Origin of the sequence: Amazonocrinis nigriterrae CENA67 (assembly GCF_016056305.1) — a bacterium.
GTDB classification, from domain to species: domain Bacteria; phylum Cyanobacteriota; class Cyanobacteriia; order Cyanobacteriales; family Nostocaceae; genus Amazonocrinis; species Amazonocrinis nigriterrae.
This window is the reverse complement of sequence record NZ_JAECZC010000007.1, coordinates 99,355-125,454: the sequence shown is the minus strand read 5'-3', so window position 1 is coordinate 125,454 and position 26,100 is coordinate 99,355. Positions and strand designations below refer to the sequence as shown.

26 protein-coding genes are annotated in these 26,100 nt (G+C 41.3%); 8 read left to right on the top strand and 18 right to left on the bottom strand.

Annotation, left to right across the window (positions count from 1 at the left end; all coding sequences use genetic code 11):
• Positions 1–109 precede the first annotated feature (109 nt).
• Positions 110–1,402: an RNA-guided endonuclease InsQ/TnpB family protein gene (locus tag I8748_RS05800; protein ID WP_198123710.1), complete on the bottom strand. Its 1,293-nt coding sequence runs from the start codon at positions 1,400–1,402 to the stop codon at positions 110–112.
• Between the two features lie 348 nt (positions 1,403–1,750).
• Positions 1,751–1,921: a photosystem II assembly protein Psb34 gene (psb34, locus tag I8748_RS05795; protein WP_198123709.1), complete on the bottom strand. Its 171-nt coding sequence runs from the start codon at positions 1,919–1,921 to the stop codon at positions 1,751–1,753.
• Positions 1,922–2,598: 677 nt separating this feature from the next.
• Between psb34 and I8748_RS05790 the strand changes: the two genes are divergently transcribed.
• Entirely contained in the window at positions 2,599–3,309 is a 711-nt protein-coding gene (locus I8748_RS05790) for a pYEATS domain-containing protein (protein ID WP_198123708.1), read from the top strand.
• 100 nt (positions 3,310–3,409) lie between these two features.
• Here I8748_RS05790 and I8748_RS05785 read toward each other — a convergent pair whose 3' ends face one another.
• On the bottom strand, positions 3,410–4,456 hold the full coding sequence (locus tag I8748_RS05785; protein WP_198123707.1) for a DUF1611 domain-containing protein: 1,047 nt from the start codon (positions 4,454–4,456) through the stop codon (positions 3,410–3,412).
• The gene (locus tag I8748_RS05780; protein WP_198123706.1) at positions 4,440–5,492 is read right to left on the bottom strand and encodes a dipeptide epimerase; all 1,053 of its coding nucleotides are present in this window, start codon (positions 5,490–5,492) and stop codon (positions 4,440–4,442) included. Before I8748_RS05780 ends, I8748_RS05785 begins: the two co-directional genes overlap by 17 nt.
• A gap of 136 nt (positions 5,493–5,628) precedes the next feature.
• Between I8748_RS05780 and I8748_RS05775 the strand changes: the two genes are divergently transcribed.
• On the top strand, positions 5,629–6,180 hold the full coding sequence (locus I8748_RS05775; protein ID WP_198123705.1) for an NUDIX hydrolase: 552 nt from the start codon (positions 5,629–5,631) through the stop codon (positions 6,178–6,180).
• A 69-nt stretch (positions 6,181–6,249) separates the two neighbouring features.
• A complete protein-coding gene (locus tag I8748_RS05770; RefSeq protein ID WP_198123704.1) occupies positions 6,250–6,891 on the top strand; it encodes a hypothetical protein in 642 nt (213 codons plus the stop codon).
• Here the strand turns inward: I8748_RS05770 and I8748_RS36010 are convergent.
• Both I8748_RS36010 and I8748_RS05760 read right to left on the bottom strand, forming a co-directional pair.
• Positions 6,880–7,815: a DNA-methyltransferase gene (locus I8748_RS36010; protein WP_198123703.1), complete on the bottom strand. Its 936-nt coding sequence runs from the start codon at positions 7,813–7,815 to the stop codon at positions 6,880–6,882. The genes I8748_RS05770 and I8748_RS36010 overlap by 12 nt on opposite strands.
• A 105-nt stretch (positions 7,816–7,920) precedes the next feature.
• Positions 7,921–8,844, bottom strand: coding sequence for a nucleoside hydrolase (locus I8748_RS05760; RefSeq protein WP_198123702.1), 924 nt, complete (start codon positions 8,842–8,844; stop codon positions 7,921–7,923).
• Between the two features lie 16 nt (positions 8,845–8,860).
• Here I8748_RS05760 and I8748_RS05755 point away from each other — a divergent pair, with 16 nt between their 5' ends.
• Positions 8,861–9,292, top strand: a complete 432-nt coding sequence (locus tag I8748_RS05755; RefSeq protein WP_096553528.1) for a nucleoside deaminase — start codon at positions 8,861–8,863, stop codon at positions 9,290–9,292.
• A 21-nt stretch (positions 9,293–9,313) separates the two neighbouring features.
• Here the strand turns inward: I8748_RS05755 and rbsK are convergent, their stop codons facing one another.
• Together rbsK and I8748_RS05745 are read right to left on the bottom strand one after the other, a co-directional pair.
• Complete coding sequence (gene rbsK / locus I8748_RS05750) at positions 9,314–10,270, bottom strand: ribokinase (RefSeq protein ID WP_198123701.1); 957 nt, start codon at positions 10,268–10,270, stop codon at positions 9,314–9,316.
• Positions 10,271–10,854: 584 nt separating this feature from the next.
• Entirely contained in the window at positions 10,855–11,523 is a 669-nt protein-coding gene (locus I8748_RS05745; protein WP_198123700.1) for a hypothetical protein, read from the bottom strand.
• A 439-nt stretch (positions 11,524–11,962) separates the two neighbouring features.
• On the opposite strand from I8748_RS05745, the gene I8748_RS05740 reads away from it, so the two are divergent.
• Both I8748_RS05740 and I8748_RS05735 read left to right on the top strand, forming a co-directional pair.
• Positions 11,963–12,610: a Uma2 family endonuclease gene (locus tag I8748_RS05740; RefSeq protein WP_198123699.1), complete on the top strand. Its 648-nt coding sequence runs from the start codon at positions 11,963–11,965 to the stop codon at positions 12,608–12,610.
• 69 nt (positions 12,611–12,679) lie between these two features.
• On the top strand, positions 12,680–13,063 hold the full coding sequence (locus I8748_RS05735) for a calcium-binding protein (RefSeq protein ID WP_198123698.1): 384 nt from the start codon (positions 12,680–12,682) through the stop codon (positions 13,061–13,063).
• A gap of 176 nt (positions 13,064–13,239) precedes the next feature.
• Here I8748_RS05735 and I8748_RS05730 read toward each other — a convergent pair whose 3' ends face one another.
• From I8748_RS05730 to folB, 3 genes are all read right to left on the bottom strand, one after another.
• Complete coding sequence (locus I8748_RS05730; protein WP_198123697.1) at positions 13,240–13,806, bottom strand: sugar O-acetyltransferase; 567 nt, start codon at positions 13,804–13,806, stop codon at positions 13,240–13,242.
• Positions 13,807–14,040: 234 nt separating this feature from the next.
• Positions 14,041–15,339, bottom strand: coding sequence for a diguanylate cyclase domain-containing protein (locus I8748_RS05725; RefSeq protein WP_198123696.1), 1,299 nt, complete (start codon positions 15,337–15,339; stop codon positions 14,041–14,043).
• Between the two features lie 693 nt (positions 15,340–16,032).
• Positions 16,033–16,401 carry a dihydroneopterin aldolase gene (gene folB, locus I8748_RS05720; RefSeq protein WP_198123695.1) on the bottom strand — a complete coding sequence of 123 codons (369 nt, stop codon included), beginning with the start codon at positions 16,399–16,401 and terminating at the stop codon, positions 16,033–16,035.
• 83 nt (positions 16,402–16,484) lie between these two features.
• Here folB and menD point away from each other — a divergent pair, with 83 nt between their 5' ends.
• Positions 16,485–18,278, top strand: coding sequence for a 2-succinyl-5-enolpyruvyl-6-hydroxy-3-cyclohexene-1-carboxylic-acid synthase (gene menD / locus I8748_RS05715; protein ID WP_198123694.1), 1,794 nt, complete (start codon positions 16,485–16,487; stop codon positions 18,276–18,278).
• A gap of 45 nt (positions 18,279–18,323) precedes the next feature.
• Here menD and I8748_RS05710 read toward each other — a convergent pair whose 3' ends face one another.
• The 7 genes from I8748_RS05710 to I8748_RS05680 form a co-directional block, all read right to left on the bottom strand.
• On the bottom strand, positions 18,324–18,986 hold the full coding sequence (locus I8748_RS05710; RefSeq protein WP_198123693.1) for an alpha-ketoglutarate-dependent dioxygenase AlkB family protein: 663 nt from the start codon (positions 18,984–18,986) through the stop codon (positions 18,324–18,326).
• A gap of 26 nt (positions 18,987–19,012) precedes the next feature.
• Positions 19,013–19,927 (bottom strand): hypothetical protein, encoded by a 915-nt coding sequence (locus tag I8748_RS05705; protein WP_198123692.1) that lies wholly within the window; start codon positions 19,925–19,927, stop codon positions 19,013–19,015.
• 440 nt (positions 19,928–20,367) lie between these two features.
• Positions 20,368–20,772 (bottom strand): type II toxin-antitoxin system VapC family toxin, encoded by a 405-nt coding sequence (locus I8748_RS05700; RefSeq protein WP_198123691.1) that lies wholly within the window; start codon positions 20,770–20,772, stop codon positions 20,368–20,370.
• Positions 20,753–21,031, bottom strand: a complete 279-nt coding sequence (locus I8748_RS05695; RefSeq protein WP_198123690.1) for a hypothetical protein — start codon at positions 21,029–21,031, stop codon at positions 20,753–20,755. The genes I8748_RS05700 and I8748_RS05695 overlap by 20 nt, the downstream gene beginning before the upstream one ends.
• Positions 21,032–21,192: 161 nt before the next feature.
• A complete protein-coding gene (locus I8748_RS05690; RefSeq protein WP_198123689.1) occupies positions 21,193–22,491 on the bottom strand; it encodes a sensor histidine kinase in 1,299 nt (432 codons plus the stop codon).
• Between the two features lie 275 nt (positions 22,492–22,766).
• On the bottom strand, positions 22,767–24,413 hold the full coding sequence (locus I8748_RS05685; protein ID WP_198123688.1) for an ATP-binding protein: 1,647 nt from the start codon (positions 24,411–24,413) through the stop codon (positions 22,767–22,769).
• A 5-nt stretch (positions 24,414–24,418) separates the two neighbouring features.
• Positions 24,419–25,567, bottom strand: a complete 1,149-nt coding sequence (locus tag I8748_RS05680) for an FIST signal transduction protein (protein WP_198123687.1) — start codon at positions 25,565–25,567, stop codon at positions 24,419–24,421.
• A 226-nt stretch (positions 25,568–25,793) separates the two neighbouring features.
• Between I8748_RS05680 and I8748_RS05675 the strand changes: the two genes are divergently transcribed.
• Positions 25,794–25,961, top strand: a complete 168-nt coding sequence (locus I8748_RS05675) for a hypothetical protein (protein WP_214662440.1) — start codon at positions 25,794–25,796, stop codon at positions 25,959–25,961.
• Positions 25,962–26,100: the final 139 nt, after the last annotated feature.

Here is a 26,100-nt window from a genome sequence, read left to right as displayed (position 1 = left end):
TTTCATGCTCAGATCCAATTATGCAACAGGCTCTTTGTTTAAATGTTTTGACACTCTCCTGACTGAATAAATAACGCGAGCGCTCATTTATTCGGAAAGTCAGGGGATTTTAAGAAGTTGTTCCGAATGGAGCTAAAGCCACCATTCTCCACTTCTCCAATTTAAGAAGATTAATCCTTCTTGGGGCGGTCAAAGACCCTCTAGACACTCCGGTAAAACCATTGTGCTTACTTTTTCTTCTGATATTCAGCGAACCATTTAGATCCGCGTTAACCAAATGTCCATCTTTTGTCCTGTACAATCCGCGTTTAATTCGTTTACCAGAAAATTGGTATTCTTTGGGATTGTCGGCATTATAGACAGGTATTTCATCACCATCAATCGCGCTTGCTTTACTGGTGTAAGATTCTTCCTGTTCAGTATAATTCAACCCGTATCTTTCACACATTGCTTTCAACTTATAGCGCAAACTGTGAAAAGGTATTTGGACAAAGTTTTGGTTGTTGCGTCCACCAATATTAATTTCCTGCTTGATGCCAGGATTGTACCCAACAATCAAGTTAGCAATCTTGTTGTTGATGCAGTGGTTAATAATAAATCTTGCTGTTTTGTTCAGGTAATCTCTAACTTGATTATTGCGTTTTGCTGTCAGCTTCACTTGTTGATTAGTGATACTCTTAATTCCTTGCTTGTCCTTAATGGATTGCAGGTAAGCATTACGCTTGTTGAACCACTGGTTAATAGATTTAATTGGTTTACCATCCACTAAGTAGGATGCCCCATTGGTATCAACACAAGCTGCGAGATTATCGACTCCCAAATCAATACTAATAGAGCGATCTCTTTTAAGTTCTACTGGTTCTGTCTCAACTTCGCTGATAAATTCAACCTCAAAATATCTAGCATTATATTTTGGGTGAATCCTTACTTCCTTAATCGTTTCAATGTTAAGTCTTTTTGGGAAGGGAATCCAAACTTCGCCAAACTGCTTTTTAAAAGCATTGGACATTGGAACTCTAAATTTCCCATCCTTAACAACAATTCTGGGAATTATCAGCAAAAAATAACCGTATGCCGGCAGGTAATTAGGAAGTTTCACTTTTTGCTGATAACTTCCATTTTTCACCGCACTTATCAACCCGTAGAAGCTTTTAAAAGTTCTGTCTACTACCTTCAACGTTTGCTGTGCAATATCTGTATTGAGAAATTTATAATTCTCATTCGTCTTGCACAGATGGTATGCTCCCTCATAGCGCAAGTGCTTACGCTCCTGAAAAAAGTATTGCCGCACTGTGTACAAACCTACGTTATACAGGTTCTTGCTCAGTCGGCACAACTCGCGCAAAGCAACAAATTCAGTCTTATTCAGTTCTCTGATTTGGTTCTTTTGCGTCAGGTACATAATCCATTTTCGCTATAGTTGATATTTTACAGCGAAAATCTGATTTAATCAATACAGGGACACAGCAGACTAAAGTCTGCCGAGTCGCTTTTCCTGCTGGGGCTAAAGCCACGCTCGTTCCAAGCTCCCGTGAGATTTTTTATAAGCGATCGCCTGCATCCGACTAGTGCTTAACCAAAGGTTGGGGAATAGGAAATTGGGAATTGGGAATGGAGTATTGGGAAAGATTGTTTGATTTTGCCAAATTTTTGGAGCGTTCAAACACAAAAAACCCCGGCGAAACTGGCCGAGGTAAAAGATCGAGGTAGGAATGACGATGAGATACAGCGATATAGAAGTCAGAAAATTTTAGCTAACACTCAAAGCAACTAAAACTAGAGTGGTGACAATTAAAGAAGCAAAAACACCTTGGATGACGTATTTACGTTGTTGCCAAATAGCAGGGTAATCAGCGTAATACATTTTGGGTTCGGTTGCGTAGTTGTTGAGAACGCCATCTTCATTAACAGTGGTATACATAGTTTTTTCTTTTGTTTGTTAACTTATGTAACTAAATTTAACAATATTGTTACTAAAGGTCAATAGGACTTGACAAAAAAAGATTGATACTAACAATAAAAATGTCTTATCAAAGATGAGAATCTGCTTTAGCCTGCAAAAAAGCAGTTTTTTGAGCTTGATTGCTAGAAAAATAACCCCCAGTTAGTTGGGGGTATTAATTGCGCGTTTGGTAGCAGAGGCTATTGCACCACAATGGGTCTGTTCAAAATGCTCATCACCTCGCCAGGGTTGGAGCTTGGTAGCAGAGGACTCCAGTTACCTACATCTGCATAGTCAATCACCTGCAAGCAGTGAATTGTGCTGGTTACAGCTTTGGGCGAACCAATCAACAGGTGTTTGAGTGGTTCTTTATGGGACTTCCAAAAATTAAATTATTCAATTCTGAGAGCAAAGACGATTGTGAAATTCTTCCTCCCCTGCTCCCCTTGCTTCCCCTGCTTCCCCTACTGACCAATTAGAGACTAAATACTCTCCGACACATCCTAAAATTGAGGATATCAATTCTCAGCTTCGCACCTTGGAGAAACGTCTTCTGCAAGCTAGAGTTATTTGAGCGATCGCTTTTGCTTTTACTTATTTAATTGTTAATTGTTGATGATAAGCTTGACTGTGAGTTTATCAAGTTTAGCACCATAATGAAAATAAATAATTTTCCGAATATTTATATTGCACAAACCTCTGAACCATTGCAATCGCCAATTCCAAAACAGCAACAGGAAGGAGTAAACCTGCTAGGTGCAAGTTGGGTTCCCTTCTGGCAAACCATAGTTTGGTTAGCCTTTTGGGTTTTTATAATCAGATATATTAATAAAAACTTTAGCCAACAAATTAGTGGATTATTTAATGCTTTTATCACCAGAATTCAAGATGGTTCTCCAGTTACATTCGGAAATTTTGTGGTGCTAGATGCACCATTAGCTATAAAAAATCCACAGGTAACGAGTGTAACTTCAGAAGGCGTGAGTGGTATTAATGTTCCTGAAGATATTAACGAAAAAGTTCTCAATTATCAAAAAAACTCTACTGGGATTTCTGAGAGTGTCTATCTAATTCATACATCTGAGGTAATTGTACCCAGAACTTTAGAAAAATATGGGCTTTATCGGGTTAAGGTTTGGCTAGAGGCCTATTCAGAAGTTGATTTTAATGATTGCGTTCGTGTTACATATCGCTTGCATGACTCTTTTAAAAAACAAATTATTGCTACTGAGTCCTATCAGAATCAATTTGAACTGTGGTTGAATATTTGGGGAGAGTTCACAGTAATTGCTTATGTGGAACGAAAAAATAAAGAAGCGTTATGGCTGACTCGCTATCTTGATCTACCAGGACGCCCACCAGAATAGTTTTTTGAAATAATATGCAGATAAACCCACTGTCACCAGCGAGTTTATCAATTTATTAGGCTTTCAAGTTCCTGCTATTCCTTGGTAAGTAATACTTAGCCTAACTCTTCAGCACTGCATCTAACAGTACCCCAGCACCAAAGCGCACTGCATCGGTACAGGGTAGCCCGGTTTCTGCTGTTGTTTGGGCGATCGCTTCTTTAGCCGCAATTTCATCTAGATGAGCAGTATTTAGCGCTACAGCCACTACAGGCACAGTTCCAAAGGCTCCGCCTGCACTAGCGACAGTTTCATACAGCTGAATTACCTTTGGTAATGGTGGAATTGGTACATAAGGATAATTACGCACATGGCTTTGTCCTGCCCGATGTACTAATACCAGTTGTGTTGGTTGGGAACCTCGAAGCAGGGGCAAGGTTGCAGTTGAGCCAGGATGCAGCAGCGAACCTTGCCCTTCAATGTGCAGGATGTCGTAATTTTTACCATAACGCAATACCGCCTGTTCTACAGCACCAGCGGCAAAGTCTACCCGCACAGCATCCAAGGCCACACCGTCACCTTCTAACATCACACCAGTTTGACCTGTAGCTATAAACTTAGAACGCCAGCCCCGCAAGCGTGATGCCCAATGTAACTCTAGGCTAGTTGACATTTTGCCGATAGCCATGTCTGTTCCCACAGTCAACACTCGCCGACAGGGAAGGCTACGTGCCTTTGCTTCAGCAACTTCTAAATTAGGTGGTTCTTTACGTACATCCCAAATTAATTGCCCTGGTTTTAGCAGTGCGTTTAACTCTGGCATGTTTGCTAACGGTGTGTGCAAACCGTTTACCAAGGACATTCCGGCTTCGAGTGCGTTTTTAATGTCCAGCCAGTAATCATCTGGCACAGCACCACCTTTGGGGGCAATGCCAATGACTAAAACTTCAGGTTTATACTCTAGCGCTGCTGCTACCGATGCTACAATCGGTACATCACGCTTCAGACCTGTGATTTCACTTAAGGATTTACCGGCGGACTCGCGATCGATTACTGCTACAATTGGAGCCTCACTATAGCGTAAAATCGCCAGTCCGGTTTTGCCATGAGTTCCATTACATCCCTCATGCAGCAAGATAGCTACTTTTTGATTAAGTGGCAGACGCACTGTATTGCACCCCCAAGCCTGGTAAATCGTTTGGTAACACTCTCCCCTCTTTAACCAATGCACCTGTAAAGGGGTCATCGGTTAAGTTGAGGTGACTGTCTAAATCTAAATAATCAGCCAGTGGTGCTAGTTGTGCTGCTGCTGTATTGGACAGCGAACTGTCAGAATAGCAGCCGAACATCACTTGCAACCCACAGGCCCGTGCTGTATGTACCATCCGCATTGCCTCGGTTAGGCCCCCTGATTTCATGAGTTTGATATTGATACCATCCACGTAGTTTGCCAGATGGGGAATATCGGAACTGGTAAAGCAACTTTCATCTACAAAGATTGGTAGGGGCGATCGCTCCTTGAGTTCTGCTAAACTCTTTTCCTGTCCTCGTAGTAGTGGCTGTTCTACATACTTTATACCTAAATCGGCTAACCAATTGCACATTTCAATGGCATCTGTCAAACTCCACCCGCCGTTAGCATCTACGAACAATTCGAGATTTGGTGCTTCTTCTTTGACTGCTAGTAGCATTTTGCGATCTGCTTCGATGCCATCGGGACTGCCTAACTTTACCTTCAAAAGGCGAACATCGAGATGTTGCAACCAGTCCCGCACCCTTGCTTTGGCTACTTCTGGCGAATTAATGCCAATTGTGACTGAAGTTGGTACTATGACATTGCGATCGAGTCCCCACAGTTGCCACAAAGGTAATCCCACACGCTTACCCAGCCAGTCATGCATAGCAATATCCAGCGCAGCCCTCACACCTGAAGGAACCTGGTGTTTAATGAAAACTTGTTCAATTTCTTGGCGTTGTAAAGGGCTGAATTTGTCTAACACTGGTACGAGTTGCTGCAAGCAGTTTTTGATTGTATCAGTTGATTGTGAATGATTGCCAACCCCAAATGGCGACGCTTCACCCCAGCCTTCGAGACCATCCTGCAAAATCCTCACCCATACATTCGTTGTCTGCGCCGTGGTGCCGCGGCTAATGGTCAAGGGGAATCGCTTGTTAACCGTGAATAAATCTACTTCAACTTGCATAAGTCTGCTCAATCTTTGGCTAGAGCAAAAACAGTGTAATTTCAAATTCTAGATGATCTGAGGTATCTGTTATACTTTTTTACATTCATATTTTCTTGCCAAAATATTTAGCTACATATCATTTGCTAATTAATCTATGAATAAATTAAAAAAATGGAAAACCTTGAAATCACAAATGGTATTAAATCATCGTTGGTGTCAGGTAAGACAAGACGAGATTGAATTACCCAATGGCAAAATTATAGACGATTACTTTGTTTGTATTAAACCAGAAGTTGCCCTAATTTTACCTATTACTAGCAACAGAGAAGTGATTTTTGTCCGCCAATACAGACATGCAGTCGGAGATTTTTTTATAGAACTTCCTGCGGGGAGTTTTGACCCATCAAAAGAGAGTGCTGAATCAGCAGCTATTAGAGAACTGCAAGAAGAGACTGGTTATACTGCCCACCGAGTGAAAAAAATTGCAACACTACATGATAAGCCAAGTAAAGATACAAACCAAATACATTTGTTTTTAGCAGAAAATGTGATTAAAATCGGAGAACAAAATCTAGATATTACAGAAGAAATTGAAATTTTATCAATCCCTGTAGAGTCAATTTTAGATAAAATTCACCAAGGTGAAATTTCAGTGGCTGGAACTGTTGCAGCTCTGTTATTAGGCTTGAAATTCCTGAATTACTGATAATTAGTTTATGTTCTTGGTGCTTTATAGGAATAACGCTATTGTTAGAATCAAAACCAGACAAGATCAATGATAGATAAAGAACAGGAAGCTTGCTTACCCATTCCAGTCAATCTAGAATTATTTAATTCTCATTGTGAGCTTCCATATGGATTAAAAACACACCATATATATCAAGCTATGACGGAATTTATCGATTTTCTGGGCTTCATTAATGTTCAATTGAAAACGAAAGATATGTCACGTTTAGAAAGCTTTCTGATGCCTGCAAACTTTAGCAGTATTGTAGGCGAGTTTATGAATATGAGTATTCCAAAGTACTGCCGTAACCTTGTGAAGAATCAATATCACAATGGTCATCCAGATCTAATTCCAATAAATACCTTTCCGGAGAATGCAGTTCAATATTCAAATCAAGGTATAGAAGTTAAAGGTTCTAGACATCTGAATGGTTGGCAGGGACATAATCCGGAAGCTGTATGGCTTATGGTCTTCTGCTTTGATAGCAATACATCTAGCGACAGCATCAAGAATGTAGAACCAAAGCCTTTTGTTTTTAGAGCGGTATATGCAGCTAAACTCAACGAGGATGATTGGACTTTTTCTGGTCGTTCTTCAACTAGCCGCCGTACAATTACAGCAAGTGTTAATAAAAATGGCTTCCGTAAGATGAAAAGTAACTGGATATATGAAGATCCATCACATTTGTAGAAGAGTTTGATAATCTTCTGTTTGTATCATTATCAATTTTGGAATAGCGATTTTGCTTTTTTCAAAGTAATCTTTGTATCGCTCAATCCCAATTGCCTGATATCCAACAGCCTCTGCTGCTGCGATCGTCGAACCAGATCCCATGAAAGGATCTACAACAATACCTTTTCCTAATGGAAGAGACGCATAAACGATTTTTCTTAAAAAGGATTGTGGTTTCAAACTAGGATGCTCTACAATAATTCGTTCTTTTTGAGGAGTGCGTTCACTTACAATAACATCCTCGAAAGGATTACCGTCAGCCTTTCTTCTTAAACCCCCAGTTCCAAATTCCTTGAGACAATCACTAACCTTCATTCCTTTTAAAAGAGGTTTACGGAATATTCCCCAAGGTTCAAAACATCCACGAGGCATTGAGCAAACACCGTCAAATTCTTCTTCAGCGTTTTTCGGTCTATCTCCTCCACGTAATGTTCTTACTAACCGAATAACTGTTCCTCTATATTCAAGTCCACCATCTACCAATGCTTGAAAAACTAGCTGAGAGAGGAAAGTATTAGATGCCATAAATATGTGACCACCAGGGCATACAGGTCGAATAACTACTTTTGCCCATTCCAAAAAGAAACGATATAAACTAGCTCTCTCCTTATCATTAAGGGCAGTAAAACGTGGCAAAGGAGAACGTATATTTCCATCAAAAGATGGTGGTATCCTCCAAATTCCTCCTTTACCATTTTCTTTTTTCTCTAATTGGTCAAAGTCATATTCCTTAACTCCATAGGGAGGATCGGTAACGATCGCGTGAATGCTGCACTCAGGAATTAGGCTCAGCCATTCAAAACAGTCTGCATGTATTATCAAAGACTGACCATACTCATACACCGAATAGTTAAGTGTTAATTGTGGGTATTTCTTTAGCACAGACTTTCCACAGCTGATAAAGAGATTTAATAATGACTAAAAATAGCACAATTATGCTCACAGTTCAATCTTACAGCAATGGAAAAATTTGAAATTTTTAGTTTTTTACCTCGCCCATTGTTGCAAGATGTAAGCGTAAAAAGCATCTTTATCTACTTGATCCATCGCGTAAATTTTGCGACCACCAGGCATAATTTTAGTACGTCCCTGACTCAGGCCAGTGGTGATAATTTCGGTTTCCCATTCGCGCAATTGATAAAATTCTGGATGTCCTAAATAAGCCGTTGCTAACACATCCCAGAAGTAATAATCTTGGGGGATAACCAGTGCATAACATTGTCCTGCCAAATCAGAGATAGGATAATGGCGTTGTCTCCCCATTTTGTACACTAACTCTGATGTGACTGGGACATTGTTAGTTAAATCTAAGGGACACATGATAATTTCAATTTGCGTTTCCCATACCCGCGCCGCTGAAATTGCATCCCAATAAACATTCCATTCGGCAGAACCGTCTTGTCCTGGTTCCCAATTTTTCTCCACATTGCCAGGAACATTCAAAGCACCACCCATCCAGACAATTTTTTGAATTTTGGCTTCAATATCTGGTGCTTTGTCTAGCGCTACTGCAACGGTGGTTAACGGCCCTGTCACCATTAGTGTGACTGGTTCGGAAGCTTCACGTAATACTTTTACCATAAAATCTTGACCTGTTTCTGCTGCCAGAGGCGTAGTAATAGTTTCGTTTTGATTGAGAATGGGCAGATGGTCAATCACAAAGGAATCACGGCGATAAAGATAGGGAAAAGGATTGATACCGCGTACTGTGCTTTCTGCAACCGGGATATGAGAAAATCCCATCAAATCTAGAATTTTACGTGTAGCACTGACGGCTGGTTGGATATAACAATCAGCGGGAGTGACGACAACACCGAGAAGTTCTATATGATCCATCGTCAACAGCAGCATAGTTGCTAGATAATCATCTACACCGCCATCGTGATCCATTAATACGAGTTGTTTTGACATACAAGGAGATAAAAAAATGGACGAATTTATGGAAGCTGCAATTCAAGAAGCCAAACAAGGTAGACAAGAAGGTGGAATTCCCATCGGTTCCGTTCTTGTCAAAGATGGCAAACTGATCGGCAGAGGACACAACAAGCGTGTGCAAGATGGCGATCCTGTCACCCACGCCGAAATCGATTGTCTCCGCAACGCCGGTAGAATTGGCAGCTACAGAGGTACTACATTATATTCAACCTTAATGCCGTGTTATTTGTGCGCTGGGGCAGTGGTGCAATTTGGGATTAAAAAAGTCATCGCCGGAGAATCTCGCACTTTTCCAGGTGCTAAAGAATTTATGGTATCCCACGGTGTGGAAGTAATTGACCTTAATCTTGACGAATGCCAACAGATGATGAGTGAATTTATTGAATCTAACCCGGAACTTTGGAATGAGGATATTGGTAAGTAGTTAGTTGTTAGTTGTCAGTTGTCAGTTGTCATCAGTCATTATTTCTCCCCCACTCCCTACTCCCCTTTCTTTAAGAAATGCATCAAATGTTAATTTATCAGGCAAGGAAGTTTGTGCGCCTAGTTTTGTAGCTGCCAAAGCACCTGCTGCTGCACCCCAAACAACTGCTTGATGTAAAGAAAGTCCTGCATAAAGTGCTGCTGCTAAGCCACCATTGAAAGCATCGCCAGCAGCAACGGTATCCACTGCATGAACTGGAAAAGCTGGGACAAAAAAAGTTTCCTCAGCTGTAGCACAAACCACACCTTTGGCACCCAGTTTGACGATCGCAGATTTTACACCCCGTTGCAATAAAACTTGAGCTGCCTTTGCTGCTGTTTCTTCCCCGTCTACCGCAAAACCCACCAATTGCCCTGCTTCAACTTCGTTCGGTGTAATAATATCCACTAAAGGGTAAAGTTCCTTCGGTAAGTTAGACTGTGCCGGTGCGGGGTCAAGAATTACTTTGATATTTGCACTTCGTGCTGCTTGGGCAGCTGCCACTACAGCAGTAATTGGAATTTCTAATTGTAAAAGCAATGCTTTTGCTGTTGGTAATAAGTGGCATAATCGATTGACATCTTCTTGATTAACACGTCCATTTGCACCAGGAATCACAATAATTTGATTCTCGCTAGTATGGCTGACAGTGATGATGGCGACTCCAGAACTCACAGTTTCATCTACAAAAATATTGTCAGTCCCCACATCAGCAGCTTGCAAATTACTAATAAGTTCTGTACCAAAACTTTGTGCGCCTACACGTCCTACCATCTGGGTAGGAATTCCCAACCGTGCTAATGCTACCGCTTGATTTGCGCCTTTGCCTCCCGGTATTTTAAAAAAATCTTCTCCCAGCAATGTTTCTCCTGGGACTGGCAACCGGGGTGCTGTCGCTACTAAATCTAGGTTGATGCTGCCGAAGACGATGATGCACATGATTTTGATCTGTGGGACTTATGCAACTGGCACACTAAATATAGGTTAGGGTTGTCAAAAGGAGCCACTGCGGTGAGGCAGCCCCCATCTTGGCGGTTTCCGTCGATGGGGGACTGCCGAACCCGAAGGGTCTTGGGGTTTCCCCAAGTGGAGCAAGTGGCGTTCCATAGTCAATAGTCCAAAAAAGTTGATTTTTGACTATTGACTATTGATTATTGACTATTGGGGAGTCCCTTAACAAACTCAAGTGAAACAAATATAGCAATCCTAAATAACTTGTGAAAACATGAGTTGTTTTAATGTAGACGCACAAGCGGTGAGGGAGTCGCAATCTTGGCGGTGAGGCAGTCCGGTCTTGGGGTTTCCCCAAGTGGAGGAACTGCCGAACCCGTAAGGGTTCCCGTCGATTGCGTTAGCGCAGCGTTAGCGAGCTTGCGAGCGTCACCCGAAGGGTTTCCCGCAGGGTACTGCCGAGATGTAGAGAACACAGATAAAACAGAGCAGGATTTTCATGAATGATTTAGGATTGCTATATTTACGAGAGATGAGTAATTTGTCTCTTGTAATTTTCCCAAATTAGTAAATTACATCTGATTTTTACACCTAATTGTTAATACAGCCATACCAACTGCCAATAATCCTATTGTGTTTGCTGATTCTGGTATTGCCGCTGAGGCAACTTGAGCGTCAATTCGTGCAAATCCACCAAACTCACCTGCTAAGTTAGAGTTGCTTAGTATACTGCTATTAGCTAACTCAGGAGAAATGAATAGTGTAACTTTATCGAGAATTAAATTATTGCTGTTCAATGAAACAGTTTCTGGTGCGCTTAAATCAAACACAATTAGCCCTGACAATGTATCTTTTAAAAAAAGTCCACTGGCATTGTTAATGGCACGTTTGGGATCAAAACCAACAGAAAAGTTCCCAATAGTAGCTTGATTGTTAAATGTAACAGTTCCAGTGTGTTCGATTGTACCTGAAAGCGGAGTAAAACCGTTTGTATCGCTGAAGGTGAAGTTGGTGGTTGGGGCGATGTTGAAGCCAACTATATAATTGCTATTAATTGGCGTCACTGTATTATTAGTGCCCGTCAAATCTAGCCCGATCTGTCTGAAAGCTTCCAGGTCATGGTAGACGCTGGTGACTCCAGATTGCACTTGATATTTTGCAGCTTCTGCCCGTAGAGGCGCAATTGTTCCAAAAGCTGCTATGGTGCAACCAAGAATTACTAAAAGCTGAGAAAAACGCATAGATACTCCTTGACTAACGGGTTAATCATATAAAACTAACCGTTTTGATTACGTAAAGATTTTATTTTAATTAACTAAATTTACTAGCTAAATTTAATTTAATTATGAAGATTGTATACAACGCATCAATCAATCAAAAATTATGGTTGAATATGATCTTTAAATTGATTTATGATTGATGGTTTATAGATTATGACTTTTTTTGCTTTTCCTACTTTTCCTACTTTTCCTACTTTGTAAAACCTGAAAGTTTCATTCCCAATTGAGTGATTTTATGCTTTCAACGATTGCTAGTGGAAGAAAATGTGCAAAAATCTAGCCGCGATCGCACTTATGGCTGTTGATAGCAGAATGGGTTAGCACGCGATCGCCTTTTCCTACCCTGCAAACAAAGAACCAAATGCTTGATATCTTGGTAGAAAACCCAAGGTGAAGTCCTATGGTAGTAACAGCGGCGACTAGTTCCCAGCGAGTCATACTGCCAAACATCAGTTGGCAGACCTTTGAAACCATCCTGGCAGAAATGGGGGATAATCGCGCTACGCGACTGGCTTATGACCACGGAACGCTGGAAATTATGACACCTTTAATGCCCCATGAGCATAACAAAAGATTAATAGAGAAGCTGATTGATAATCTAGCGGAGGAACTCAATCTCAACCTGAAAAGCACTGGTTCAGTAACTTGCAAACGTCCAGACTTACTGCGGGGTGTAGAACCAGATTCGAGTTTTTACATCCAGAATGAACCTTTGATGCGACATAAGCAGCATCTCGACTTGACCCAAGACCCACCACCTGATTTAGTAATCGAGGTAGACTACACCAGCGCCTCTGTTGACCGAATGCCTATCTATCTTGCTTTGGGTATTGTGGAAGTTTGGCGTTATGACGAACCTGTGATGCAAATCTACCAATTACGCGAGGGTGTGTATGTCCCTTGTGATGTGTCGCCAACTTTTGCAAATCTCCCACTAACTACTGAAATTCCTCGCTTTTTGCAAGAAAGTCTGAAAATTGGGGAAATACCCATGATACGCTCATTTCGGGGTTGGGTGAGACAGCAGAGTGGTTTTTTTGTGGAGTAAAGATTTATCGACAGAATTCGCCAAAAGGATATAACATATCAAGGTGCATAATACCCAAATCTCTTTGCTATGCCTAGTGTTGAACGCGACGAAAACCGAGAAAATCGCATTGAAACAGAAATAATTGTCGATACCGATAATGATAAAGAAGAACGAGCGATGGGTTGGTACTACTACCTCGACGACACTCTCAACGTACCCTTTATGGCAAAGCTGAAGAAAAAGTCACGCAAAACAGGCACCGTTGAGGAAAAAGAAGTTGAGGTGCTTGGAATGGCACCAGATGATGACTGCTTAAAAGATATGTATGTAGACGTGGTTTATCCAGGTGGCAAGGATGAAGATATATTTACTGCCAAGTTATCGGAAATAGAACCCATTGATGCCGATGATGAAACTAATGAAGCGATCGCAGATTGGCACTATTGGCTTGCTAGAGGATACAAGTTTTAAACCAGGAGTCAGGAGTTAGGAGTTAGGAGTTAGGAGTTAGGAGTTAGGAGTTAGGAGTTAGGAGTTAGGAGTTAGTTATTTCCCCCTCATCTCCCTCATCCTCCTCATCTCCCTCATCTCCCTCATCCTCCTCATCCCCCTCATCTTCCCCAGCGTTTTGACTCGCCAAACCGCTATCAACTTGAGGATAAATGCCGAATAATCCGGCAGGGATTGCCGGCGGCTACGACATTTGCAGGAATATTTTTGACAACTACACTGCCAGCACCAATAGTGGTATTGTCGCCTATTGTTACTCCTGGACAAATAATTGCACCACCACCAATCCAGACATTGTTGCCAATTTTAATCGGGGCAGCAAGTTCTCTACTAGTAAGTCGAATTTCTGGATCTGTTGGATGATAAGCCGTATAAATCTGCACGTAAGGCGCACATAAAACATGATCACCAATTTCAACTAGATTGCAGTCTAAAATCACACACCCATAATTCATATATAATCCATTGCCAGCATAAATATTGCTGCCATAGTCGCAATGAAATGGTGGCACAATGGATATTTTTTCGCCTACCTTGGCAAACAATTCTTGTAAAATTTGTCTTCTTTGTTCTCGCTGTTCTTCTGTTGTAGCATTGTACATTCGTAGAAGACGACTAGCACGTTTACTTTCAGAAGCTAATTCAGGATCATCCGCAAGATATAACTCGCCAGCCAGCATTTTTTGTTTTTCTGTTTGTTCCATTTGGGAATTGGGCATGGGGCATGGGGCATTGGGCATTGGGCATGGGGCATGGGGCATGGGGAATTGGTAAAGAATTTAACTTTTAACCTCCTGCCTTTTGCCTTCTGCCTGCTGCTTCGTTATCAGCGAGTTTTGTGGCGGGGTCTAAATTACCGTTGTAATACTTAATTACGAATTACGAATTACGAATTACGAATTACGAATTACGAATTATTTTATTCAATGGCAAAGCAACTAAAAATTACTGCCTTCATCAAATACACCATAACGCGCTTTGCCTTGCTGTTTGGCACGGTACAGCGCAATATCAGCATCTCGTAATACACTTTCAGGCTCATTATAATTAGCACAATTCAATGCAATACCGATGCTGGCTGTGATACATATTTCTTGTCCGTTGAGATGAAGTGGCAAACCCAAGGTGTCTTGAATACGTTTGGCAACGTTAATGGCGTCGCTAACGTCTTTAATTTCTTCTAAAAGCACAGCAAATTCATCACCACCAAATCGACCTACGGTGTCGCCACTGCGTACACATGACTCTAACCTCCGAGCGATCGCTACTAAAATATCATCCCCCATTCCGTGCCCTAAGCGATCATTAATCCCCTTAAATCCATCTAAATCTAAAAACAAAACCGCAAAATGGTAATCATTACGTCGTTTTCTCCGTTCTATCGCTAACTTTAGCCTGTCTAAAAATAAAACACGATTAGGTAATGCTGTCAGCCCATCATAAAAAGCATTCCTCAGCAGTTGGGTCTCCATTTGCTTGCGTTGAGTAATGTCTTGAAATATCAAGACTGCACCAGTAATATTACCGTTGCTATCACGAATAGGTGCAACATTATCTCCAATCGGTATTTCTTTACCATCTTTAGCAATCAGCGTACAGTTTTCTGGCAAATTCAAAACTTCACCTGCTGTCATTGCTTGTATGGCTAAATTATCAATTTTTTGATCCATATCTTGATCAACTAAATATACTACTTCTGATAAATCTTTTCCAAATGCTTCATCTTGCTTCCAACCAGTAAGGGTCTCTGCCATTGGATTCATCATTGTGATACGACCATTAGTATGTGTGACAACTACTGCACAGTTCATACTGTCAATAATTGCCGCCATTCTCTGTTTTTCTTCTTGCAATCTCTTGTTGAATTGATCCTTATAAAGTGCCATTTCAACAGCAACATGCAAATCTGTTTCAGTGAATGGCTTTAGAATATAACTAAAAGGTTCACTTAATTGTTTGTTTTGTAACTTTATATATTGCGAATACCCAGTTAAATATAACACAGGTGTTTGGTAATTATTTTCAATAATCTCTGCTAATTGCGTCGCATTGATTTCCCCTGCTAAGCAAATATCAATTAATACTAAATTGGGATGATTCTCCGCAACTTTTTTTATAGCCTCTTCCCCAGAATCTGTTATTTCCGACACATTGTATCCTAATTTATGTAAACTATCGCTAATATTTAAGGCTAAGACTTTTTCATCTTCAACAACTAGGATTTTACGGGCGAACATGTTAGAATAACCTATTTGCTAAGGTTAATATATTGTTTTCAGTGTTCACTCAATCTGAAAGTCAATAATTCTATGATAGTCAATCTCTAAATTATCGGTGTACTTGCTTGGCTAAAATACTGTTTAAATTGCAACTCTCATAATTATCATAATTGGCAATCTGTGTATTTAGCGAAGCTCATTAAATTAGTTACTCAAATTTGTACAGTTAATATACAGTTTTGAAATACTTGTAGAAGTTTTAGATGATAAATCTGTAAAAACACGAGAAATAAAAAGCTAATTTTAACTACCTAAATAAGCTAATTGTCAAATTACAAAAACCAGCGGTATTTACATAAAATTAAAAAACCTGACTTTGCTGTCAACACAATCACCTATTTATTTACATTCAGATAAAAATAAAATTATGATTCTTTAAAAGGGGAGTTTATAATGTCCGCTTATACCATTTCACTAAATAAATGATACAAATAATTTCTCCTCTGCTCCTCTGCCCCCCTGCCCCTCTGCTGGCCTAGATGTATCAACCTTAAAGTAAAACGGTATTAAATATAGCAAAGTGCTGAGGAGCCACGGCGCTGTCTTTCCAACGCACTGGCTCCTTAGTACTTTGCTATCAAGTCAGTGCAAAGCAGGATGAAAAACCCCATTGCCTAGAGTGATTTTTTTGGGGGAAAGCAAGTATGTGCTTTACAAGTTGGATTTAGTTCTGGTAACTTCAATGCTAATTTTGCCCCCAAAGTCTGGGATGGGTGCAGCAGGCTTGCTCACAGTCAGTTGAACTTGTGTCACGCGATCGCATTCTGTGAGGATAGCATCTGCGATCGTACCTACTAACCGTTCCAGTAGAGAAAACTTAGATGTTTTTACCAGATTTTGTATTAAGCTAATGACGCTGCGATAATCTAGAGTATCTTCGATGGCGTCAGTCTTGGCAGCAGTGGAGATATCCAACCATAACTTCACATCTACCTCAAACCATTGTCCCAGCACCTGTTCTTCATGCAGATACCCAGTGTAACCATAGCAGCGGATTCCGGTCAAATGAATGCAGTCCATAAAATATTGAGAGCAAATTTTGCATTTTGGATTTTAAATTGATCCCTATACAAAATCAAAAATTTAACATTGTCTGAATAGCTATGCTTGATTTGATACCGACCGCTTTTAGGAATGTGAATCAACTTTGGGCTTATATTCTAACGGAAACACTAAAACGGTTGGGATTGAGTTGTGCTGTCATTTGTCCTGGTTCCCGTTCCACCCCTCTAACAGTCGCTTTTGCCCAACAAATACCCGAAATTGAAGCGATTTCGATTCTCGATGAACGTTCAGCCGCCTTTTTTGCTTTGGGGAGAGCAAAAGCCACAGGCCGTCCGGTTGCCATAGTTTGTACCTCTGGAACCGCTGGGGCGAACTTTTACCCAGCGTTGATAGAAGCCAAAGAAAGTCGCGTACCACTATTAATATTAACCACAGATAGACCGCAAGAATTGCGAGATTGTCACTCAGGGCAAACAATAGACCAGTGGAAATTATACGGTAACTATCCCAACTGGCAAGCAGAGTTAGCTTTACCTTCTCCAGATATGCGAATGTTAGCGTATCTGCGACAAACAATAATTCATAGCTGGGAGAGAACACAAACACCCAGCAAAGGCCCAGTACATCTCAATATTCCCTTTCGTGACCCTTTAGCACCCATTCCCGATGGCATTGACTTAAGTGATTTACAGTCCCAGCTGAATATAGAACACTTTCTCGCAGGAATAGCAAACCCTTCCCCACTCCCCACTCCCCACTCCCCACTCCCTCTTTCATGGCAACAATGCGATCGCGGTATCATCATAGCTGGTGTAGCTCAAGTGCAGCAGCCACAGGAATATTGTAGAGCGATCGCGCAACTTTCCCAAACTCTCAAATGGCCCGTGTTGGCTGAGGGACTCTCGCCAGTGAGGAATTATGCAAAACTCAACCCTTATTTAATTTCCACCTATGACCTGATTTTGCGAAATCAGCAACTAGCAAAGCAGTTAACACCCGAAATGGTAATACAAGTAGGTGAAATGCCTACTAGTAAAGAACTGCGTAACTGGATAACTGCTACACAACCGCTACGCTGGGTAATTGACCCTAGCGACCAAAACCTCGACCCTCTGCACGGGAGGACTGTTCATTTGCGTGTTGGAGTGGAAGAGTTGGGTTGTGGGGGAGATGAGGGAGATGAGGGAGATGAGGGAGATGAGGGGGATGAGGGAGTAAGATTTTCCTCTGACTATTTGCAAAAGTGGTGTGCAGCAGAAACGCAAGTGAGGAAAGCTGTTGACGACAGCTTTGGGAAAATGGAGGAGTTGTTTGAAGGTAAAGCTGCGTGGTTGCTTTCCCAGACTTTACCACCAGGAACGCCGCTGTTTATCGCTAACAGTATGCCTGTGCGGGATGTGGAATTTTTCTGGAAACCGAATAACTTAGGAGTGCGATCGTATTTTAACCGAGGTGCAAACGGCATCGATGGCACATTATCCACAGCTTTAGGAATTGCCCATCGCCATCAAAGTAGCGTCATGTTAACAGGAGATTTAGCACTATTGCATGACACCAATGGTTTTTTAATCAGAAATAAATTTGTTGGGCATTTAACAATTTTGTTGATTAATAACAACGGTGGTGGGATTTTTGAAATGTTACCCATCGCCAAATTTGAGCCACCCTTTGAAGAGTTTTTTGGCACTCCACAAGATATAGATTTCGCCCAGTTATGCGCTACTTACAATGTACAGCATGAATTGATTACTTCTTGGCAGCAGTTACAGGAAAAATTAAACCCACTTCCAACAACAGGAATTCGGGTTTTAGAGTTGCAGACAAATCGCAAACTAGATGCCAGATGGCGACAGGAGCATTTGGGTAAGTTTGCGGCGAATATTGGTATTTAAGTATCTCATTAGAGATTGCTAATTAGCAGGATTGAGATATACCGATTAAGTTAAACACTTGATAATTCTAAATGTTAGGTTGATTCTTGGCATCACAAGCTTTGTTGTTTTAGGTATTTGGTGCTGCCAATATTCTTGTGTTTTACCTTTCATAATCAAAAGACTCCCATGAGTTAAATTGAATTCTATTTTTTCTAGTTTTTTTTGAAATTTATGCCTAAGTTGAAATTTTCTTTCACCTCCAAAACTAACAGAATAAATAATTGGATCTTTTCCTAATTCTGGCTCATCATCAGAGTGCCAAGAAACACTATCTTTACCATCACGGTAAAAATTGAGCAGAACACTATTAAAGGAGACTTGGGCTATTTCTTCAACTCTCTTTTTTATCCATAACAAAACTGGTGTCCAAGGTATTGGATTCATTGTAATTTTTGAATACGTATAGTTTTTCCCAATGTCACCATACCATGCAGTCAATCTGGGTAAGTTTATTTCTTTGCCGTAGCATTTTATCTTGTCTTGTCGCCAATTAACTTCCATAAATAACCTCTGGAGTATTTCATCACTTTCCTTCACCGTAAAATAGCTATGGTAGAGTGTGATTTCTGCATCAGGAACAGAAAGCTGGTCTACCTGTAAGTGTGAAGTATGTGCAGATTCCTGCCAAAGGTTTAGGCTTAATTGAGTATCTGGATCGTATTTCATTAAACAAACGCAATCACTATTTTAGATCATTGCTTAACGGCAACACTGTATACAACATTCCAACTCAAACGCGGCTTTCTAATTTCTTGAATAGCATTATATATGCTACCTAATTTGCTTGGTTCTTCACCAACTAATCTATTACAACGTGACTCCATGAATGGAGAAAGAGTTAATCCTGATTCTGTAGCAATATTTTTAATACGTTGTTCCCACATAGGGCCACGTCTTTCTATAAAAACAAACCTTGCTCCTGTAGGTGCAAATTTTGTAACTTGACTTAAAAATGAGCGCAATCGAGGATTATCATTGAATATTTCAGACAATAAAAAATTTAATACATATATATCTTGATTCCATACACTCCCAAGATAAGGTAATTGCTCCAAATCTGTAACATCACAAGGTAAAAGATTACCTGATGGAATCATCGGCCATTTCGAGCGATTAGTACCATACAGATTTTTGAAGGACTCATTAACTTGCTCTCTTATACCGTACCATGAGCTTGCCCATTCCTTAACCTTGTCGAGCAGTTGAAAATCCACACTGACAGAAACTCCAAGTTTCTGTGTTTCAAAAAACTTTGCCATTCCCATTAGCTCTGTACCTGGCCCAGCACCGAAGGCACAAATTTTTAAATCATGACGCTCTTTCGCAATTCCTAAAACATAATTAAGCAAATCTTTATCTGATTCTAGAACGTACTGAAAGGTACTAGCATTAGCAGCAGCAACAATATACAGATAGGCAAGTCGGCAAGCGGGATCTTCATAGTTCAGGTTAGGAACTCTGTCAGAGTACCACTCTACTTGGTTGCGTTCAGCTTCATCTAAAATAAGTTGATAAACTTCATCTATAGATATTTCTAACTGACTTGAAATGAAAGCGATCTCTTTATTAATGATAGGGTTAAGTAACTCAAAAAAAGTAATTGCCATGTAATAAATCCTATATTGACAGGATAGCATATTCTTTTTTTTACAAAAACATAAAAACCGTATAAATACTGGTTTCACTAATGATGATGAATTTATGCCTGAATTTTAGGAGTTAACACAAGAAGTAGCCCTCCTCATCCTTTGCGCCTCTGCGCCTCTGCGTGATATTTCCTCAAACCAACCTTCCCGACAGTCATCAGTTATCAGTCATCAGCCATCAGTCATCAGTCATCACAAAGACGGTGCGTTACGGCTAATCCTTACTCTCTCAAACTCTCAAATCCTTGCATAGCCGTAACGCACCCTACTTAATATTTACTTTATAAATAGCTCTTAATTGATGACACGCCCTACCACTAACCAAGTTTTTTTCTGTTAACAAGTTGACATGTATACAAATTGATATGTAATCTAGTCTAGGTTTTTCCCAAGAGCGTGGGTTAGTCAAAGATAGAAATTACTGTAATGCCCGTGATCCGATGCATAGGTTTTGTAGACTTCTCTGTAGTCACCAAAAAAGACGCACCGACCTGCAAAGCTGTCGCTACGTGTAGGGCATCCATCGCTGCTAAACCATACTGACCAGCTATTTGGTAGGCATTTTCTACAACCTGTTGCAAATCACTAGCCCAGTAGGTGACAGCGCTAAAAAATGTTTCGTAAAATTCGGCTTCGTCGGTTTGTTTGTTGTAAATAGCCTTAGGTAGCACCTCCAGCCGGACAAACTCACTGGAAGCAAACTCCCGTTCAGGGTCTTCTAAAATCTCTAAAGCTTTCTCAGATAAATCCCCCACACCACGCGCCGCCGCTACTAGCACCCCGGAATCAATAAAAGTTATCTTCATTACTAGCTTCCTGCAACCCACCTCGACGGCTAGCTATTTCTTTCTCTATCTCTTCCTGATTTAACAACGCCTCACCTGAAGCAACAATTTTGGCACGCAGAGAACGCAAACGCTCACCAAGCTGGCTTTTAGCAGCACGGGTTAACAATTGTGGGTCTACTGTTTTCAGGTGGAGAAATTCTACAAATTCCAAAACTTGCTGCTGTTTATCTGGAGATAAAAGTCGCCACTTTTCTAATAAATCTTGTTCTGGACTCATTTACAATTAACCCGCTTAACTTCTTGATTAAAAGCATTTAAATCTATTGTCTGCTAATTCTAGAACTAGAATAAACGATCGCCCTCCTCATCCTTTGCGCCTTTGCGCCTTTGCGTGAGATTTCCCCAAACCAACCTTCCCGACAGCCATCAGTCAACAATCTAACTACTCAAACTCAAATAGATAATAAACTCAGTTCCTTGACCAGGCGCAGACTTAACATCGATCGCGCCGCCATGTTTTTCTACCACAATTTGCTGGGCGATCGCTAACCCTAAACCCGTTCCTTTTCCTACCGGTTTAGTGGTGAATAACTGTTCAAAAATGTGCTGTCTCACCGACTCAGACATGCCAATGCCGTTGTCAGCAATTTTAATCACAACCTTTTGCTGCTCTGGACATAATTGTGTTATAATTTTGATTTTATTGGGATAGACTAAAATATCTTCAAAGCTGCGTCCAGCATTGCCTTCTTCTAAAGCATCGATGGCATTAGCCAAAATATTCATGAATACTTGGTTTAACTGACCAGGAAAGCATTCCACCAGCGGCAAGTCTCCATATTCTTTAATCACTTCAATGTCTGGACGCTGGTCATTGGCTTGGAGGCGATATTTTAAAATCAAAAGCGTGCTGTCGATACCTTCGTGAATGTCGCAAAGCACTTTACTCTCTTTGTCAGCACGGGAAAAACTACGAAGCGACGTGCTAATATTTTTAATGCGATCGCATCCAGCTTTCATAGAGGCAATCATCTTTGGCAGGTCACTGAGCAAGTATTCCAAGTCAATATTTCTGGCATGTTCCTCAATCATCTCTCCAGGATTAGGAAATGTTGTTTGGTACAGGCGCAGATGTTCCAAGATATCGTTCAGTACCAGCGCTGTCTGGTGAAGATTACCTGCAATGTAGCCTATAGGGTTATTAATCTCATGGGCAACACCCGCGACCAACTGCCCCAAGGTTGACATTTTTTCCTGTTGCACTAATTGGACTTGTACCTTTTCCAAAGCTGCTGTGCGTTCTTTGACCCGTTGCTCTAATGTTTCATTTGTCTGGTGCAATGCATAGTTAAGATGCCGTAGTTGCAGATGCACTTTGACGCGGGCTAAGACTTCCTCTTGTTCAAAGGGCTTGGTGACATAATCCACCGCACCCACCGATAACCCTTTGACTTTGCTGGCGGTATCGGTCTGAGCAGTCATGAAAATTACCGGGATATCTTGAGTGAGTACATTTGACTTGAGTTGGCGGCAGGTTTCAAAGCCATCTATCCCTGGCATTTGCACATCTAGCAAGATCAGATCGGGCTGCTTGCGTTGCACCTGCTCTAGAGCTTCTTCTCCATTTGTGGCAATTCGGACATTCAGCCCAAGTTCTTTAAGCGCTTGTCTAAGTACCGACAAATTAGTGGGGTTGTCATCAACTAACAGAATTGATGTAGTAGGAAAGTCTGACATGATCAGTGAAGTTTGAGGTGCATAGAAGAGGCAGGGAGATGAGGAGATGGGGAAGATGAGGGAGATAAGGGAGATGAGGGAGATGGGGGAATAGGGAGATGGGGGATGAGGGGACAGGAACATGGGGGGATGAGAAATAATTCTTCACTCTGCCTGCTGCCTGCTGCCTTCTGCCTGCTGCCTTCTGCCTTCTGCCTTCTGCCTGCTGCCCTTCGGCTTGGTGCAGTTCCCCATCTCGGCGAAGCCAAGACGGGGACTGCTGAACCTTCTGCCTTCTAACTCAGCACTTGAGATAAAGATTGCTTCAGTAAATCCTTAATTTGTTTGAGTTGACAGTCTTCTGCCATTTGGATAACCTTTTGAGCAAAATCTACATATTCAGGATGCCCTAACTTCAGCTTTTGAGCTTCAGCGGACACAGCATCAATTTCTCCATCGAGAGTTAATTCATATAAATAGTTGAGAATCTCCAAAGATGGTAGAACCATTTGCGTTGGATTACTCAAGAGCGATCGCTGCGTCTTTGATTCAGTTGCAGCTTGGTCATACACCCATATTAAGTTGAGGTGTTTGGCAATGAGTTCCAAAAGTAGATCTGCCTGCACAGGTTTGGGCAAAAAAGCATCGGCTCCACCATTCAAACTATTATCTTGATCGGCATCAAAGACACTTGCAGAGGATGCGATCGCCACTACATGTTGAAGTTGGGGCGACTGTCGCAAATGCTTCAGCAGTGCAAAGCCATGCATAACTGGCATGACCAAATCTATAATTACTACATCAGGCTGCATTTCCAAGGCTTTATCAAGTCCCACTTGGCCATTTTCGGCTTCAATTACTGCAAAACCAATGGGTTCAAGTAAGTTAACAATCACCGAGCGGTTTTCGTATTTATCATCCACCACGAGTACCCGACGCTTGATGCCTTCATAGCCTACAATCCTGGCTTGTTCGTGTTGAGCGGTTGTGGATGCCATCGCCCAATCTTGCGCTTCCATAACCTCCAGTTCAAACCAAAAAGTACTACCTTGATTCAATTGGCTCTGTACCTGAATTTGACTACCCATCATGGCGACAATATTATGGCTAATCGCCAATCCTAAGCCCGTTCCCTCTGTTTGCTTTTTGGTACTCCCCACTTGTTCAAAGGGTAAAAAGATTTTTGTTAACTCGTCAGGACTCATGCCTACACCTGTATCAATAACTTCAAAGCGTAGCCGCTGCCAGGATTGTGCTTGGGAATGCGACGCCTGAGTGTGAATTTGAAACGTCACGCTGCCACATTCGGTGAACTTGATGGCGTTTCCCAACAAATTGAGCAAAACTTGTCGCAAGCGTTTTTCATCTGCATGAATCCCTTTTGGAAGTTGAAAATTCGGTTCATAAATAAAGGTAATTCCTTTTTGTTCAGCTCGTACCCGACAAATTTCCACAACTCCTTGCACAAAGGAGGATAAGTCAAATGTGGTCGGTTCGAGTTCCAATTTATGAGCTTCTATCTTAGATAAATCCAAAATATCATTAATCAAGGTGAGGAGATGGGAAGCACACTGATGAATAACACTCACACCTTTTTGATCTTTCTCGCTCAGTGTTGGAGAACGTTCTAGAATCTGCACATATCCCAAAATTCCATTGAGCGGTGTTCGTAATTCGTGACTCATGTTGGCTAAAAATTCACTTTTAGCAACGTTTGCTCTATCAGCTGCAATTTTTGCCTCTTCTAGCTGGATTCTTTGTAATTCTAGCTTTTCTTGAGATTCTCGTAACTCCTGAATTGCTCGCGTTAATAGCGATTGTCTCTTTTCAATTGTCTCCTCAAAACGTCTGCGATCAATAGCAGAGCGTTCTAACTTTTTTTTGAGAATACGATTTTCTTTTTCTAGTTCCTGACACTTGCTCTCGTAGTCAAAAGCTTGCATAGTTCCTACTGTACTCCCAACAATAACGTGACAAACGTTTCGTTGTGGAAATAAGTTTCACTCTTTGGTGTGAGTGGTGCTAATTCACCATAGGAATAAAATCCGCAACAAGGTAAATTTTTGGCCAGGTTTTTTTTAATAGTTTGATATTCTCTTTCAGTGCGAGTGCCCAACAGATGACGCCGAGACGCACAGGAAATTAAAACAGCTGCTGTAGGTTCATTACCTGGATAAGTGTCTAAAGCTTGTTGCAATGAAATTTGTGATGCTGACAAAAGTTCTTCGCGGCTGGCTTCTAACATTTGCACCTGAGCTTGATTGGGAATATCAGTGAAAAAGCGAATGCTGCCTGTATCGTTATCATAACCATTAGGTGCCCTCATAAAATATTTTTGACCACTTGGTTCATAAACAGCCAGGGGATACTCATCTGAAGGAGGCGCACCCAAATAATGAAGATAAAACTCTAAAGCAGGTTTACCATCAATTTCATAGAGGATATTGCTATCAACCTTAGTGACAATTCCTTGTTTGCCGATAGTTTTCCAACCCCCTGCCATCCCACAGGAGAACAACACATCTCCAGAGAATAGCAGAATGGGTACTGAATCACTCAAAACCTCGCCACGGAAAAATTGATATGTATGCTGCATCCGCTGTTGATCGGCAGCTGTACCTCCGACAATCAAAGTGCGATCGCCCAGTGCTTGCTTTAAGCCATCCAAAATCCGCACGCCGCTAGTTGTCAGGCTTTCCGGAACTGTCAAACACAACTTGGTTGCTAATTTACTTTTACTCTGTGCCTCAGTAACAGCTTGTTGAGTGGCTGCAACGACATCTTTAGACACTCCTCTTCCCAGTCCAGCATGAATTTCAACTTGATCCGAACAAAATACCATCAAAGTAATAGAATCTTGCTGGTAATCCAGCACTGATGATATTTCCCCATCCGTCGTACCCCCGATTAAATCAATGCTGGGAAAGACATCCTGAATCCGTTCTAGAATTAGGGGATGATCGAAGTCAATCGCTGTAAAGAGAATGCCTGCTTGAGGAACCTGACCCCCTAAAGATTGCATACATTGCTCAATAACTTCGTCAATGGCTGCTGAAGCATTTGGATCATTACTGTGACCGACTGCAACTTTCAACATGGCTTGTCAGTAATCCTTGTATATTTGCTATTGCACAATCTCAGCCACGAGCAGCTTACTATCCCAATTAACTGCGAGTATTTTAATGATTTAACCCTCATTTTATATACTAAAAGCTAAAGGAGTGAAAAACTATAAATACCACAATAAATAGTCAAAGATATACCGTGGTGAATAGGAACTCACTTAGTATTCCCATCGGCAGCCACTAGTTCAACAGGTTGTGTTGGAAAATAGGCTCTTGAGCAGGGAAGCAGAGGTGCAAGGGAATGAATTAGCCTTACCCCATCTCCCCAGCCATATAGCCAACTGTGTTGGTAATTCTGGCAATTGCGATCGCTTTTGGTATCGCTATGCCTGTTGGCAAATCAATATCAAAGCTATATCTGCATAGCTGGGCAAGTTGAGGTAGCAGAGTAAGCCTTTCAACTCACTTTGGGAGAGGGAATGGGCAACGAGCAACAGTCAGGTACAAAATGCAGGATTCAAAATTAGAGATGGAGAGTTTCTGCCTCCTACCCCCTGCCCTTCGG